Below are 15145 nucleotides of genomic sequence, written 5' to 3' on the forward strand. Positions count from 1 at the left end.
AAATGTAAACTTAATCTATTATTCTTCCTTTTTTCATAAATTTTTTGTCTTTTGTCCAAAAACAACAAATAAAGCGCTTAATTCTTGTATTTTTAGAACGTTGTGAAAATTGTCGAAAAAAAGTAAGATTATCTTGTGATTACAACTTCTACAGGAGGTGTACGTTAACGATGGAAGCGATTACAAGAGACTTTTTCTTATTCTTATCCAAAAATAACTTACTTAATAATATTGCAAAGAAGCGCGGCGGCAGTTTTGCGGCAGGGAAAATTATCGGCGGAACAGATTTTCAAAGTTCCATCAAATTCATTAAACAGCTGAATGAAAGCGGCCTGCTGGTAACAGTCGATCATCTTGGAGAATTCGTAGATTCAGAGGAAGTCACAAGAGAAAGAACGGCAGAATGCATCGAAACAATCGAAATGATCAGCAGGGAGAAGCTTGATTCACAAGTATCATTAAAGATGACATCCCTCGGTCTTGATATTGATCACAAGCTGGTCATCGAAAATATGACAAAAATCCTTGATACAGCGGAAAAACACAATGTCATGGTGACGATCGACATGGAAGATGAAGTGCGCTGTCAGGCTACTCTTGATATTTTCAAACAGTTCAAAGAAAAGTACAGCTGCATCAGCACGGTCTTACAAGCTTACTTATATCGTACAGAGAAGGATTTAAGCGATCTAGCGAAGTATAAGCCGTTTCTGCGTCTCGTAAAGGGAGCATACAAAGAGTCACCAGAAGTGGCCTTTCCTGAAAAGGCAGATGTGGATGAAAACTATAAAAAGCTGATTGAGCAAAGTCTGCTTAACGGCAACTATACAGCTATCGCCTCTCATGATGACCAGATCATCGAGTACACAAAAATGCTCGCCAAAAAGCATAACATTCCAAACTCTATGTTTGAATTCCAAATGCTATACGGGATGAGAAGCAAAACGCAATTGGAGCTTGTCAAACAAGGCTACAAAATGCGCGTCTATGTACCATATGGTCTTGACTGGTACGGCTACTTCATGAGAAGACTTGCCGAGCGGCCATCCAATATTGCTTTTGCCTTTAAAGGCATGGTGAAAAGTTAAAGGTTAAACCAAATTATTCTTAAGGAGCGATTTCTAATGATTCCATACAAACACGAACCATTTACTGATTTCACAAACGAGGAAAACAAAAAAGCCTACCAGGAAGCTCTTCAAAAAGTGGAAGGCTATTTAGGACAGGATTATCCTTTATACATCGGTGCAGAAAAAGTAACGACAGATGAAAAAATCGTGTCTTATAACCCTGCTGATAAAAAAGAAGTAATCGGCCGCGTGTCAAAAGCAAGCCGTGACCATGCAGAAAAAGCGATGCAGGAAGCTTCTGCTGCTTTTGAAAGCTGGAAAAAAGTAAAGCCTGAAATCCGTGCAGATGTTCTTTTCAAAGCAGCAGCCATCATCCGCCGCCGCAAGCATGAGTTTTCAGCCCTTTTAACAAAAGAAGCAGGAAAGCCATGGAACGAAGCTGATGCTGATACAGCTGAAGCTATTGACTTCCTTGAGTTTTATGCCCGTCAAATGCTGAAGCTTAAAGATGGAGTTCCTGTTGAAAGCCGTCCGGGAGAATACAACCGCTATGACTACATTCCACTAGGTGTAGGCATCATCATTTCACCTTGGAATTTCCCGTTTGCGATCATGGCAGGCACAGCGGTAGCTGCAATCGTAACTGGAAACACGATTCTATTAAAACCAGCTTCAACTACACCTATTGTAGCTGCTAAATTTGTAGAAGTTATGATGGAAGCCGGACTTCCTTCAGGCGTTCTGAACTTTGTTCCAGGAAGCGGTGCAGAAGTGGGAGACTACCTTGTTGACCATCCGAAAACCCGCTTTATCTCTTTCACAGGTTCACGCGATGTAGGTCTTCGCATCTTCAACCGTGCTTCACAGCTGAATGACGGCCAAATCTGGCTGAAGCGCGTTATCGCTGAAATGGGCGGAAAAGATACGATCGTAGTAGATAAAGAGGCTGACCTTGAGCTTGCTGCTCAATCGATTGTGAAATCAGCATTCGGCTTCTCAGGACAAAAATGCTCTGCATGTTCTCGTGCGGTAATCGTAGAAGATGTGTACGATCAGGTATTAAACCGCGCTGTAGAATTAACAAAACAATTGACAGTCGGCAACCCGACAGAAAACCATTTCATGGGACCGGTTATTGATCAGGCTGCATTTGATAAAATCATGAGCTATGCAGAAATCGGAAAAGAAGAAGGACGCATTCTTACAGGCGGAGAAGGAGACAGCTCAAAAGGCTACTTCGTTCAGCCAACCATCGTTGCAGATGTTGACCCAAAAGCACGCTTAATGCAGGAAGAAATTTTTGGACCTGTTGTTGCTTTTGCAAAAGCGAAAGACTTTGATGAAGCGCTTGAAATTGCGAACAACACAGAGTATGGTTTAACAGGTGCAGTCATTACGACGAACCGCGCTAACATGGAAAAAGCACGTGAAGACTTCCATGTAGGAAATCTTTACTTTAACCGCGGATGCACTGGGGCAATTGTAGGCTACCAGCCATTCGGAGGCTTCAACATGTCAGGAACGGATTCTAAAGCAGGCGGACCTGATTACCTTCAGCTTCACATGCAGGCTAAAACAACATCTGAAACATTTTAATCTGCAGATTCATAGATAACAGTTTGGGGTTAATAGATGGGGGAAGTAACATAACAGGTTGCTTCCTCTTTTTAAAAGCTAATTTCGCTCAAAAGGCGGTTTTCTGCAGCAATTGGTGAAATTAGCAGCTATAAAAATAGAGAGTATTTGGCGGGAAAGGGGTTCATCTATGATTGACTACGCATTGATTACATCCATAGGCATTTACATGGCAGGCATGCTCCTGATCGGGTATTTTGCTTACAAACGAACGTCTAATTTAAATGATTACATGCTTGGAGACCGCGGACTCGGACCAGCTGTTACGGCGTTAAGCGCCGGTGCGGCAGATATGAGCGGATGGCTTTTGATGGGACTGCCGGGCGCTATGTTTGCGACAGGACTCAGTTCCATGTGGATTGTCATCGGTTTAACGCTTGGTGCTTATGCCAACTGGCTTTATGTTGCTCCCAGATTAAGAACGTATACAGAAGTAGCGAATAATTCCATCACGATTCCGGCATTCCTTGAAAATCGCTTTGCTGATGAATCACGGATTCTGAGACTTATTTCAGCTTTAGTTATCTTAATATTCTTTACTTTTTATGTTTCATCAGGAATGGTATCAGGCGGTGTTTTATTCCAAAGCACATTTGGCCTTGATTATCATACTGGATTATGGATTTTAACCGGCGTTGTAGTAGCCTATACATTGTTTGGCGGATTCCTGGCGGTAAGCTGGACCGATTTTGTTCAGGGAATCATCATGTTTATTGCATTGATACTCGTACCAATTGTTACACTGATCCATGTCGGAGGGTTTGGGCCTTCTATTGACACAGCTCGTTCAATTGACCCGGCACTTTTAAATATTTTTACTGGAACGAGCCTATTGGGAGTTATTTCATTATTTGCATGGGGCCTTGGGTATTTTGGCCAGCCGCATATCATTGTCCGCTTTATGGCCATTAATTCTGTAAAAGAAATCAAAAAAGCCCGCAATATCGGGATGGGATGGATGATCTTTTCAAGTATCGGTGCGATGCTGACAGGATTCATCGGCATCACTTATTTTTCTCAAAATGACATGAAGCTTGATGATCCAGAGACGGTATTCATCGTTTTAGGAGAAGTGCTGTTCCACCCATTTATTACAGGATTCTTGATTTCAGCTATTCTTGCTGCTGTTATGAGCACGATTTCTTCTCAGCTGCTTGTAACGGCAAGTTCCTTAACTGAGGATATATACAAAACGTTCTTCAGACGTTCAGCTTCAGATAAAGAGCTGGTCTTTTTAGGAAGATTATCCGTTCTGCTTATCTCGGTCATTGCCCTTATTCTTTCTTGGGAGAAAAACGACACTATACTTGGACTTGTCGGCTATGCCTGGGCTGGATTTGGTTCTTCTTTTGGACCGCTGATTCTGCTCAGTCTCTTCTGGAAGAGAATGACAAAGTGGGGAGCACTTGCAGGGATGATCGTCGGTGCCGCAACGGTTATCTTCTGGTCGATGGCGGGATTGTCAGACACTCTTTATGAAATGATCCCAGGTTTTGCAGCAAGCTTGATTGCCATTATTGTGGTAAGTCTGCTTACTGCTCAGCCTTCAAGAGAAGTAGAAACTCAATTTGAAGAGTTTGAAAGAATCTTAAAAGACTAAGCTTCAAGGACCGGGAATTCCCGGTCCTTTTTTAAATGGCTTAAACTCATAGGACTTTCAAATGCAGATGCTATTCCCTTCCTGCTGATAAAAGTATTATAATTAGTTTCATCATTTATATTTCAAGCAGGAGGGCCATATATGTTACTCGAAAAAATTCTGACACTGACAAACATTAATGATATTACAGATATGGTCAGCACTTACTTAAAAAAACCAGTCGTTATTGAAAATGATCAATTCTCTTTGCTGGCATACAGCTCTTATTACATAGGCCATTTCGATCAAGCCAATCAGCAGACCATTTTTACAAAGCACTGGCCGATTCCCATTCTTGAGAAATTCATGGATGAAGGCATTGTTGATCAGCTCAAAACAATTACTCATCCGTTTCGGGTAAAACAGATAAAAGAAATCGGCTTAAATCAGCGGGTTGTTGTAAGCGCCATCTACAAAGATCAGGTTTTTGGCTATATTTGGGTTCAGGAGACAGAGCCTATGACAGAGAATGAGCTGGATTTTCTGCATGAAGTATCCCGCCATATAGGGAAGCTTCTGTATCAGAAAAATCAGATAAACTTAAGAGAAAATGAAGAAAAAAACGAGTTTTATAAAAAGATTATCGGTGAAGTCTTTCAAACGGAAAATCAAATCAAATGGGAAGCGGCAAATCACAGTATTCTCATCCCGGAAACGTTTATCGTCAACCTTTTCACTGTTTCTCAAAGTGAAAAGGAACAGCTTGATGACCTGACAGAAACAGTTCGTTTATTTGCAAACGCATTGAATCATTTTGCGCATGTGTTTACAGATCAGCTGAAAGTGATCGTCATTATTGGGAGCAATGCAAAGGTTGCTGACCAGCTTGCAGCAAGTGCATCAGAGCTGACATCAACCGTCCTGTCGCAACTTGACAGCCATAAAATTTATGCTGGAATCGGCAATGCTTATTCTTCCATTTTGCAGTTGAGAAAATCGTACTTTGAAGCACTGGAAGTCATTAATGCAGCCAAGTTTATCGGCTCTCCTGAAAAGCTTCCCTTTACTTACAGCAAACTCGGGATATTCCGCTATCTCGAAACTATATCAAAGCATCACAGTATAACTGGCTACAACAATAAAAGCCTGGAAATATTGAAGAAGAAGGATGAAGAAAGCCAGACAAAGCTGATTCATACACTTGAGATTTATTTGTTCAACAACTGTAAAATCAAGCCGACTGCCGAGCAGCTGTATGTGCATACTAACACGCTCAAATACAGAATTAATCAGATCAATGAGCTCACATCCATTGATTTCGATGATTTTCATACAAGGATTCAATTGTATATTGACCTTCAGCTGATGAAGAAAGAAATCTAAAAAGATCGATGCATGAGGAGGGAACCTGTTGGTTTATACAATTTCACTATTCCTGCTGGCAGGGCTCGCAGAAATTGGCGGAGGATACTTAATTTGGCTTTGGCTCCGGGAAGGCAAGCCGGTTTATTGGGGTGTTTTTGGCGGAATCTCTTTAGCTTTATATGGGATGATTGCAGCTATGCAGACGTTCTCTTCCTTTGGGAGGGTCTATGCGGCTTACGGCGGTATATTTATTATTCTTTCCGTTCTGTGGGGATGGGGAGTGGACCGTAAAACGCCTGATATTTATGATTGGGCGGGCGCAGTAATCTGTCTGGTTGGAGTTTCGGTTATGCTGTTTGCTCCCAGGTCATAAAATAGAAGTAATGTAAAATGTCTATCCCTGGCGGAATAGACATTTTTTTTTAGTTTATTTAATTTTCGCATCAATATCAGAAGTATCCACTGACTGGCCAAACCACTCTATCAGCTTTTCTTTCGCCTGATTTTTAATATCGTCATCAATATACATAGCTACCTGCAGAAGCGCTAGACCCAGTGCACCCAAATCGTCGGTGTAGCCGACTCCGGCTGCCAGGTCCGGGATTAGATCGAGCGGCAAAATGAAATAGCCTAATGCCCCGATAATGATGGCTTTGGTTTTTTTCGGCACTTCAGGTTTCTGCAGCGTAAAATATAAAAGCAATACGGCATAGACCACGGAGGAGCCCGCTTTTTTTCCGAATTTCTTTAATTTATCCCAGAATTTTGTTTCTGAATAATGCTTTTCAGCTTCCTGTAATTTTTGAAAGGTATCTTGTTCCTGTTTTAAAGACATGTGTTCACATCCGTTTCCATTGGAGTATACCATTATTTTACTACATTCCGGGCACATCATGTTAGCACTTCTCTGTTTATTAGAAGCTGTTAGAGGAAATATAACAGTAAGAATCTGATTCAGGAGGCGCTGTATGTTTTTTCATCCCATGGATATTTTGGTCTTTGCAGCATTTGGCCTTGCGCTTTGGGCTCAGGCTAAAGTGAAAAGCAATTTTAATAAATGGTCAAAAGTTCAGGCTTCTTCCGGGTTGACTGGAATGGAGGTTGCCCGCAGAATTCTTGATCATCACGGACTTCATCATGTGCCCGTTGAACCTGTAAGGGGCACCCTTTCAGATCATTATGATCCGACTAAGAAAACAGTCAGGCTGTCTGAGCCTGTTTACGGCGGGCAGTCCATTGCGGCTATTTCAGTTGCAGCTCATGAAGTAGGCCATGCGGTTCAGCATAAAGAGGCGTACGGTGCATTAACGCTCAGGCATAAAATGTTCCCAGTTGTCAGTATTTCTTCCGGCATTGCTCCGTTTTTGCTGATTGGAGGATTTTTGCTCGGTTCGCTGAATCTGATCGGGCTCGGAATTATCTTCTTTTCCGCAGCAGTTGCCTTTCAGCTTGTCACACTTCCGGTTGAATTTAACGCAAGCAGAAGAGCGAAGGACTTTATGATTGCAGAAGGCATCATCCGCAATGAAGAAGAGCGCGGAGTGAACAAAGTGCTGGGGGCAGCTGCCCTCACGTATGTAGCCGCTGCTTTAATTTCGCTGTTTGAATTGCTGAAATTTATTATGATTTTTGCAGGTAACAGAGAATAAAGGAAAACCGGACTCACATGATAAAGAGTCCGGTTTTTAGCGGAGAACGCTCTCTAAATACTTTAAGCCGTTCTCTGTTATTCTTGTACCTCCGCGCCCCTTTCGTTTCACAATCATTCCTTTTTCCTCAAGGTCATCCAAACGCCTTCTCACCTGCTGCGGAGACAATGGCAGCGGGATGCTCCGTTCTTTTGTTTTTTCTGAAATATAGTCCCTGCTTGCAGCTTTTCCTGTATCATTGCATTCTTTTACAATCTGCAGGATGGTGTCATGTTCTGATTGTTCAAGCATGTTTTGATGAGGCGGTTCTGTCTCCAGAGCTGCTGAAAAAGAATGAGGGAGATCTTTTATTGTCAGGATGGCCCCTTCACAAACCGTAATCATGTAATCCACTGCATTTTTAAGCTCTCTGATGTTTCCGTTCCATTCAGCTGCTGTCAGCTTTTCCATCAGAATAGGATCGACCTTCAGCCATTTTCCATTCTTCGTAACAAAGTGGTGAATCAGCAGCGGAATATCTTCTTTCCTCTGATTTAAAGAAGGGATGGAAAGATTCAGCACGTTTAAACGATGAAACAAATCATTTCTGAATGTCTGAGTTTTCATTTGTTCCTCAATTCTTTTATTTGTTGCTGAAATAATCCTTACGTTGATTGGAATAATTTTGGTTCCTCCGATTCTTCTAATTTCCTTTTCCTGAAGAACCCTAAGCAGCCTGGACTGCATGGAGAGGCTGATATCCCCAATTTCATCAAGGAAAATGGTGCCGTTATCTGCAAGTTCAAACAATCCCTTCTTTCCGCCGCGCTGTGCTCCGGTAAAAGTTCCCTCTTCATATCCGAAAAGTTCGCTTTCAAGCAGGCTTTCTGACAGGGCACTGCAATTCACCGGCAAAAATGGGCCGTTCTTTCTCAAGGAATGCTGGTGGATCGCATGGGCAAATAATTCTTTGCCGGTTCCTGATTCTCCCTGAATTAAAATCGGGTGTTCAGATAATGCAAGCTTCTTTGCAATTTGTTTAAGCTCTTTCATTTTTAAGTTTTCACAAATGATGTCATCAAAGCTGTATTTAGCATAAAATCCTTTTTCCTTTAGCTTTCGCTGTGCTGTTTTTTCAATTTCAAAGGCTTGGCGCACACTTTTAAAAACAGCAACAGTTGTTTGTTCTCCTGTCATTGAGTAGCGGAATACGACGACATCCACCCCGTTAATGGTGAATAAATGACTTTCTTCTGATCCTTCCATAATAAATTCCACAACTTCTTTCTCAAAACTGGCAGTCTGGATGGGGGAATTCATTATTTCTGCTGATTTAACTTGAAAAAGCGCTTCAAGTTTTTCATTAAAAACGGTAATCTCATTTCTTTCATTCATTGCTAAAATGCCATCGTCCACTGTGTTAACTACATTCTGAATGTGCTGATAGACCTCTTTTGTCTGTTTTTCGGCAAGCATCAGTTTCTGCTGAAGCTCGATGATGCTGCGGATGTACCTTTCAGAGATTTGCAGGGTGGCATTCTCAGGCAGGCTGCAGTAATCAGCTATTTTCAGGATAGTGGTCATATCAAAGAGACGGACGCCAATATCCAAAATAAGCGGAACATATGAAGGGACAAGCTCGGTTTCACCGGGTGAAACCGCAGCATCTATATTTTCCTGATAAGAGTGATTTTTCTTGAACGGAATAAAACGGACGTGGTTAATTCCCAGCTGATAAAGGGACTGAATCAGTTCCATCGTGACGTTGTATTCATCATTTACTACAAGCACGTTTGAACCCGCCGGAAGGTTCAGCAGCTTGCCCAAGTATTCGTGATGAACAGTCCTCTGGCCGGTTATTAGGATTTTTGCATCTATATTCCTTAAATGACTGAGTTCTTCTTTCAGGGATTCGGAGGAATAGAGAATAATGTCTGCCTTAAGGTCAGTCGGAAGACCATCATCCGCAGCATAGCTCTTAATGGAAAGATAATCTCCCAATAGCTGGTTGAGTTGGTTGTGAAGCGTTTTCTTTGTTTTCATACCGCCTGTCAGGAGAATAATGGAAGGTTTCATGTTCTCACTCCTTTTGGTTCTATTGGTTATATAGTATCATAAAAACAAACCAATTTAGACCAAAAAGACAATGATTATTAGAAATTTTAGATAATAATACTTTATACATTATGATGAATATTGAAGTTGGGTCAATTTTATTTTTGGACTATACTTATTAAAGGACAAGCTGTGAGCTGGACGATATAAATTAAAACAGCCACCCCCTAATTTCGTGTTGGCACAAAAATTGCATTATATACTTGCAAATGACTATTTCCGTGAGGAGAGGCATTTCCAAGGGAGATGTCGTTTGCCATCTAAAGAAAACATGAAAAAGGGGAGAAGAACTAATGGCTCAAGCTGAAACAGCTTATCAACCAAAGGGGAAGGAAAAGAAAGAACGCAAGATTAATGTTTTTGCACTTTTACTCGGTGTATTGGTTGTTGCAACACTATTAACTTACGTATTGCCTGCAGGAGATTATGCAAGGGTAGAGGTTGACGGAAGAACAGAAATTGATCCGGATACGTTTCAGTCCGCTGAACAAACACCGGTCAGCCCGTTTGGAATGGTAAAAGCACTTCATACCGGGATGGTAGAAGCTGCAAATATTATCTTCTTTGTTTTGATCATCGGCGGATTTTTTGGAGTGTTAACGGCAACGGGTACGATTAACCTATTGATTACTACGCTTGCTAAGAGGCTTGCAACTCGTGAAAAACTTTTGATTCCTGCGATGATGCTGTTTTTTGCTATCGGAGGATCTCTTATGGGGATGGCAGAGGAAACACTTGCTTATATTCCATTATTGATTCCGCTTGCGCTCGCATTGGGATTTGATGTGCTGACTGGTACGGCGATCGTCATTCTTGGGGCTGCGGCAGGTTTTACAACAGCTGTCATGAACCCATTTACAGTCGGGGTGGCACAGGGGATTGCTGAGCTTCCGATGTTCTCCGGCATGGGGTACAGACTAGTATTATTCGTCATTGTTTATGCAGTATCGGTTATTTTTGTTTACCGTCATGCAATGAAAGTGAAGAAAGATCCATCAAAAGGCTTCTTTGGAAAATACAGTAGAGAAGAAGCGGACGTCCTGTTGAACTCAAATGAAAAATTAGAGACAAAACATAAATTGATTTTAGGCGCCTTTTTGCTGAATTACGTAATTCTTGCATTTGGAGTCATAAAGTTTCAATGGTATATCACTGAGATTGCTGCTCTTTTTGTAGTATTAACGATTGTCATCGGAATCATCGGCAGGCTTTCTGCAGATCAAATTGCGAAATCGTTTGTAGAAGGTTCCTCCCTGTTAATTGGCGGAGCACTCATTATCGGGGTATCAAGAGCGACGCTGGTCGTGTTAAATGAAGGGCATATTATTGACCCTATGCTTTACGGAGTTTCAGGCGCGCTTGAGAATATTCCTGCTTTTTGGAGTGTAATCGGAATGTACAATTTCCAGGCTATAATCCATTTTATCCTTGCTTCAGGAAGCGGACATGCGATGCTGACAATGCCAATCATGACGCCTCTTGCAGATTTGCTTGATATTACTCGTCAGACAGCTGTTCTTTCCTTCTCATTTGCAGATGGAATCGGAAACATCATCTTCCCGACAGCAGGTACACTGATGGCAGGTCTTGCAATCGCGGGTATACCTTGGACGAAGTGGGCTAAATGGGTATTGCCGCTTGTTTTCATTCAATATCTTATCGGACTTGCAGCAGTTGTTATTGCTCACTTGATGAATTACGGGCCGTTTTAAAAGACTGGTCATCATAGATAAACACAGGAGGTCAAACATTGCTTACTCTTATAAAAAATACAGAAGTATACGCGCCTCATTATTTAGGCAAAAAGGACGTGCTCCTTACGGCAGATAAAATCGGCTATATCAAAGACCGCATTGATTTGGATGCGGCATCACTTGATGTGCTGGTGATCGACGGAACAGGCAAGCTATTAGTGCCCGGTTTTATTGATGCTCATGTTCACTTGATTGGCGGCGGCGGGGAAGGCGGTTTTAAAACACGCACCCCTGAGCTGAATTTGACGGATGCTACGACTGCCGGGATTACTACCGTTATAGGTGTACTCGGAACGGACGGAACAACAAGAAGAATTGAGAGTCTGCTTGCAAAAGCACATGCACTTGATGAAGAAGGCATCACATCTTATCTTCATACAGGGTCTTACCAGATTCCGGTGAAAACCCTGACCGGTAAAATTGAAGAGGATCTGATTTTTATTGAAAAGATCATCGGTGTTGGAGAAATTGCGATATCTGATCACCGTTCATCTGAACCGACGTTTGAAGAGCTGGCCAAAATTGCAGCTGCCGCCAGAAATGGCGGTTTGATTACCGGGAAAGCCGGAGTGCTTGAAATTCATGTCGGCGATAGTGACCGCAAACTTGATCTTTTATTTGAAATTGCAGAAAAAACGGACATCCCTATCCATCACTTCCACCCGACCCATATTAACCGAAACGCTGAGCTGTTTGAAGAGGGAATCAAATATGCGGAACTTGGCGGTTATGTAGATATGACCACAAGCACCATTCCTCAATTTCTAGAGGAGGGCGAAGTAAAGTGCAGCAGAGGCTTGCGCATGATGCTTGAAAGGGGTATTCCAGTTACACAAATTACGTTTTCATCTGATGGTCAGGCAAGCCTTCCATATTTTAATTCAGACGGTGATTTTGCCGGGCTTCAAGTTGGGAAAGTATCTTCCCTTTTTGAAGAGGTCCGTTCATCTGTTCTTGATGAGGGCGTTTCTCTCGAGACAGCTCTTCAAGTCATTACATCGAATCCAGCCCGCATATTAAAGCTGAAGAAAAAAGGGGAAATTCGTGCAGGAAATGATGCGGATCTCGTCTTGCTTGATAAAGAAACACTCGATATTGACACAGTTTTGGCAAAGGGAAAAGTAATGGTTGAAGGAGGCATCGCAACTATTAAGGGAACCTTTGAAGCATAAATGTATGTCAGTCTGCTTTAACAGAAGAATATCTAATTTTGAGGGGGAATTGGAGTGAAGAAACCAATCAGTATGCTTGCAGCAGCCTGTCTGCTTGCATCAAGTTTCAGCATGCCTGCTGCAGCAGCAGGCAGCAAGGAAGAAATTAAAGGCAGTCTTGTGATTGCAGGAGGGTCTTTGGGGAGCAGCAATCAAGCAGTCTATGAATCTTTTATTGACCGCGCAGGCGGAAAGGAAAATGCCAGAATCGGGATTATTCCTACTGCGAGCGGAAAGTTGAAGTCTTCTAATGAGTTTAAAGCAGACCTCGTTAAATACGGGGTGAGAGCGGAAAATGTAGATATTCTTCCAATCTCAAATCATGATTTCAGTGATACTGATTTTGATGAGAGCAAGTGGAAAAACAACGTAAGCGAAAAAGAGATCATCAATCAGATTGAAGACCTATCAGCGGTCTGGTTCGTCGGCGGAGATCAGCTGAAAATTACGGACACTCTTTTTGATGGAAAAGGAAAAAATACAAAAGCACTAGATGCGATCTGGGACATCTACAGGGATGGGGCTGTTCTGGGCGGGACAAGCGCCGGGGCTGCGATCATGAGTGACGTCATGATTACAGGAGGCGACAGCCTTGGAGGGTTGAGAGGTGAATTCACAGAGGCGGATAAAGCACCTGAGAACAAAGAATATGCACCTGTTTACATTGAAAAAGGACTGGGTTTTTTCCAATACGGCATTGTCGATCAGCACTTCGATGAAAGAGCAAGATTGGGCCGGCTGGCAGCAGCAGCTGTGAAATATGAAATGCAAAAAGCGAAGTTTAATTCATACGGGATTGATGAAGATACAGCCTTAATCGTTGACAATAAGTCGGAAACCGCGGAAATTGCAGGCCGCGGCGGTGTCACAGTTGTAGATGCCAGTAAGGCAAAACCTGCAAGCAAGAAGCTGCACCCAGTCAATAATGTCTCGATCAGCTTCTTATCTCCTGGTGACAAAATTGACTTGAAGACTAAAGCTTTTTCGGTGAATCCGGAGAAAGATGAAACAAAAGGCTACGAGTATTATTCGTTTAAACCGCTTGAAGCGACTGGAGTCCTTACCTCTTACGGAAGACTTAAACCATATCTTTCTTACTCGCTGATTGATAACTCGTCGACCGAATCAGTAAAAAGCTATTTATATGACAGCAAAGGAAAAGGCTTTGCCTTAACGTTCAGTAAAACAGATGAAACGAATGGTTATTGGGGATATCAGGATGGCCAAAAAGATGACTACTCAATCACAAACGTTAAAATGGATGTTACACCGGTTTCTATTAAGTTCAAAAAAGATGATAAGGCATTCAAAGACTATAAACCTTCTAATTTTGAAATTCCTGAAGAAACCGATCGCGGCGACATTAAAGGCAACCTTGTAATTGCAGGCGGTGCTCTTGGATCAACAAACGATGCCGTATATAAAGCTTTTATTGACCTTGCTGAAGGGAAAACAGACGCGAAGTTTGGGATTGTTCCGGCAGCGAGCGGATCGTTGAACTCATCCAATGCATTTAAAAATGATCTTGTGGAATACGGAGTTAAAGAAGAAAATATTCAGATCCTGCCGATTTCAGCGACAAACTACAAAGATACTCCTGAAAATGATGCAGCAGAGTGGGAAAAGAACAAAAACAGCGAAGAAGCATCTGCAAGCATAAAAGAGCTTGATGCCATCTGGTTTGTAGGCGGCGACCAGACGAAAATCACGAAAGCTCTTTTTAACTCAGATCAAACAGAATCCAAAGCCTTAACTGCGATCTGGGACATTTATAAAAACGGGGCAGTTCTCGGCGGAACAAGTGCCGGTGCAGCAATCATGAGCGATGTCATGCTTGCAGGCGGCGGCAGCCTTGATACTCTTGCAAAAGGCTTTACTGACACATATGACGGCATGCAGCAGCAAGAAGGCGGACCAGGCTATCTTGAACGCGGACTTGGTTTCTTCCAATACGGCATCATCGACCAGCACTTTGACAACAAAGCCCGCCTTGGCAGACTGATTGCGACAGCTTATGAAAAAGGAGAAAGCAATCAGCTTTCTTATGGAATAGATGAAGATACAGCCATGGTCGTCCGCAATGCTGAAAAGAAAATTGAAGTAGTCGGCCGTGCAGGAGTGACCGTTATTGATTTATCTAAAGTTAAAACAAATCCGAAAGCACAGAGTGAATATAAGAACATTCTTCTTTCAACAATTGCAGCGGGTGACTCCGTTGATCTTCAAACAAAACAATTCGACATCAGCGACCACAAAGTCAGTACAGTTGGCTACGAGTACGGAGATTACAAAGCAGTACCGCACTCAGGCGTTCTGACTGCTCACGGAACACTAAGCAAGTTCCTCTCCTATAACCTGGTTGACAACAGCGGTGAAAAAGAAATAAAGAGCTATGCTTTTGACCAAGGAAAAGGTGTCGAACTTACATTCAGAAAAACGAAGGAAACGGATGGATTCTGGGGCTATAAAGATGGCGGCAAAGATGATTATTCAGTAGTTAATGCTGTTCTTGATATTACTCCTGTGTCTGTAAAAGTGAAGTGAGAACGGGGAACCAAGCCGAATGCGGTTTGGTTCTTTTTTTAGGCTGTTTTCGCATAGATAGTTGTTTTTGATTATAAAAGTTGTCCGTTCCTGCATCGTAGATCCACTAATGGTTTTAAATACGAATAGAGCGTTCTTTATGGAGGCTAACAAGTTTTAAACGGGAATTTGAGCTGTCGAGTTGCGGAATATTCAGCAGGTTATATATAAATATATTTATACAAAATCTTAAAATATGTAATTT

The 15145-nt window shown here is 42.2% G+C and carries 11 protein-coding genes; 9 read left to right on the forward strand and 2 right to left on the reverse strand.

Annotated elements, in window-relative coordinates:
- Positions 1-170 precede the first annotated feature (170 nt).
- The 5 genes from AC3ISE_RS03920 to AC3ISE_RS03940 all read left to right on the forward strand — a co-directional run bounded on the left by AC3ISE_RS03920 (position 171) and on the right by AC3ISE_RS03940 (position 6022).
- A complete protein-coding gene (locus AC3ISE_RS03920) occupies positions 171-1088 on the forward strand; it encodes a proline dehydrogenase family protein (RefSeq protein WP_489223110.1) in 918 nt (305 codons plus the stop codon).
- Between the two features lie 36 nt (positions 1089-1124).
- Positions 1125-2666 carry an L-glutamate gamma-semialdehyde dehydrogenase gene (gene pruA / locus AC3ISE_RS03925; protein ID WP_489223111.1) on the forward strand — a complete coding sequence of 514 codons (1542 nt, stop codon included), beginning with the start codon at positions 1125-1127 and terminating at the stop codon, positions 2664-2666.
- Positions 2667-2835: 169 nt separating this feature from the next.
- Positions 2836-4305 (forward strand): sodium/proline symporter PutP, encoded by a 1470-nt coding sequence (gene putP / locus AC3ISE_RS03930; RefSeq protein ID WP_489223112.1) that lies wholly within the window; start codon positions 2836-2838, stop codon positions 4303-4305.
- A gap of 141 nt (positions 4306-4446) precedes the next feature.
- Entirely contained in the window at positions 4447-5667 is a 1221-nt protein-coding gene (locus tag AC3ISE_RS03935) for a PucR family transcriptional regulator (RefSeq protein WP_489223113.1), read from the forward strand.
- Positions 5668-5695: 28 nt separating this feature from the next.
- Complete coding sequence (locus AC3ISE_RS03940; RefSeq protein WP_489223114.1) at positions 5696-6022, forward strand: YnfA family protein; 327 nt, start codon at positions 5696-5698, stop codon at positions 6020-6022.
- A gap of 54 nt (positions 6023-6076) precedes the next feature.
- On the opposite strand, the gene AC3ISE_RS03945 is transcribed toward AC3ISE_RS03940, so the two are convergent.
- Complete coding sequence (locus AC3ISE_RS03945; protein ID WP_489223115.1) at positions 6077-6484, reverse strand: YkvA family protein; 408 nt, start codon at positions 6482-6484, stop codon at positions 6077-6079.
- Between the two features lie 133 nt (positions 6485-6617).
- Here AC3ISE_RS03945 and AC3ISE_RS03950 point away from each other — a divergent pair, with 133 nt between their 5' ends.
- Positions 6618-7298 (forward strand): zinc metallopeptidase, encoded by a 681-nt coding sequence (locus AC3ISE_RS03950; protein ID WP_489223116.1) that lies wholly within the window; start codon positions 6618-6620, stop codon positions 7296-7298.
- A gap of 36 nt (positions 7299-7334) precedes the next feature.
- Here the strand turns inward: AC3ISE_RS03950 and AC3ISE_RS03955 are convergent, their stop codons facing one another.
- Positions 7335-9353 (reverse strand): sigma 54-interacting transcriptional regulator, encoded by a 2019-nt coding sequence (locus AC3ISE_RS03955; protein WP_489223117.1) that lies wholly within the window; start codon positions 9351-9353, stop codon positions 7335-7337.
- 332 nt (positions 9354-9685) lie between these two features.
- On the opposite strand from AC3ISE_RS03955, the gene AC3ISE_RS03960 reads away from it, so the two are divergent.
- Genes AC3ISE_RS03960 through AC3ISE_RS03970 form a run of 3 tightly spaced genes read left to right on the forward strand, consistent with a single transcriptional unit; the run spans position 9686 to position 14901 of the window.
- Positions 9686-11104: a YfcC family protein gene (locus AC3ISE_RS03960; RefSeq protein WP_489223118.1), complete on the forward strand. Its 1419-nt coding sequence runs from the start codon at positions 9686-9688 to the stop codon at positions 11102-11104.
- Between the two features lie 38 nt (positions 11105-11142).
- The gene (gene iadA, locus AC3ISE_RS03965) at positions 11143-12318 is read left to right on the forward strand and encodes a beta-aspartyl-peptidase (RefSeq protein ID WP_489223119.1); all 1176 of its coding nucleotides are present in this window, start codon (positions 11143-11145) and stop codon (positions 12316-12318) included.
- A 54-nt stretch (positions 12319-12372) separates the two neighbouring features.
- Positions 12373-14901, forward strand: a complete 2529-nt coding sequence (locus tag AC3ISE_RS03970) for a cyanophycinase (RefSeq protein WP_489223120.1) — start codon at positions 12373-12375, stop codon at positions 14899-14901.
- Positions 14902-15145 lie beyond the last annotated feature (244 nt).

The sequence above is a fragment of the Metabacillus sp. KH_069 genome (assembly GCF_057838075.1).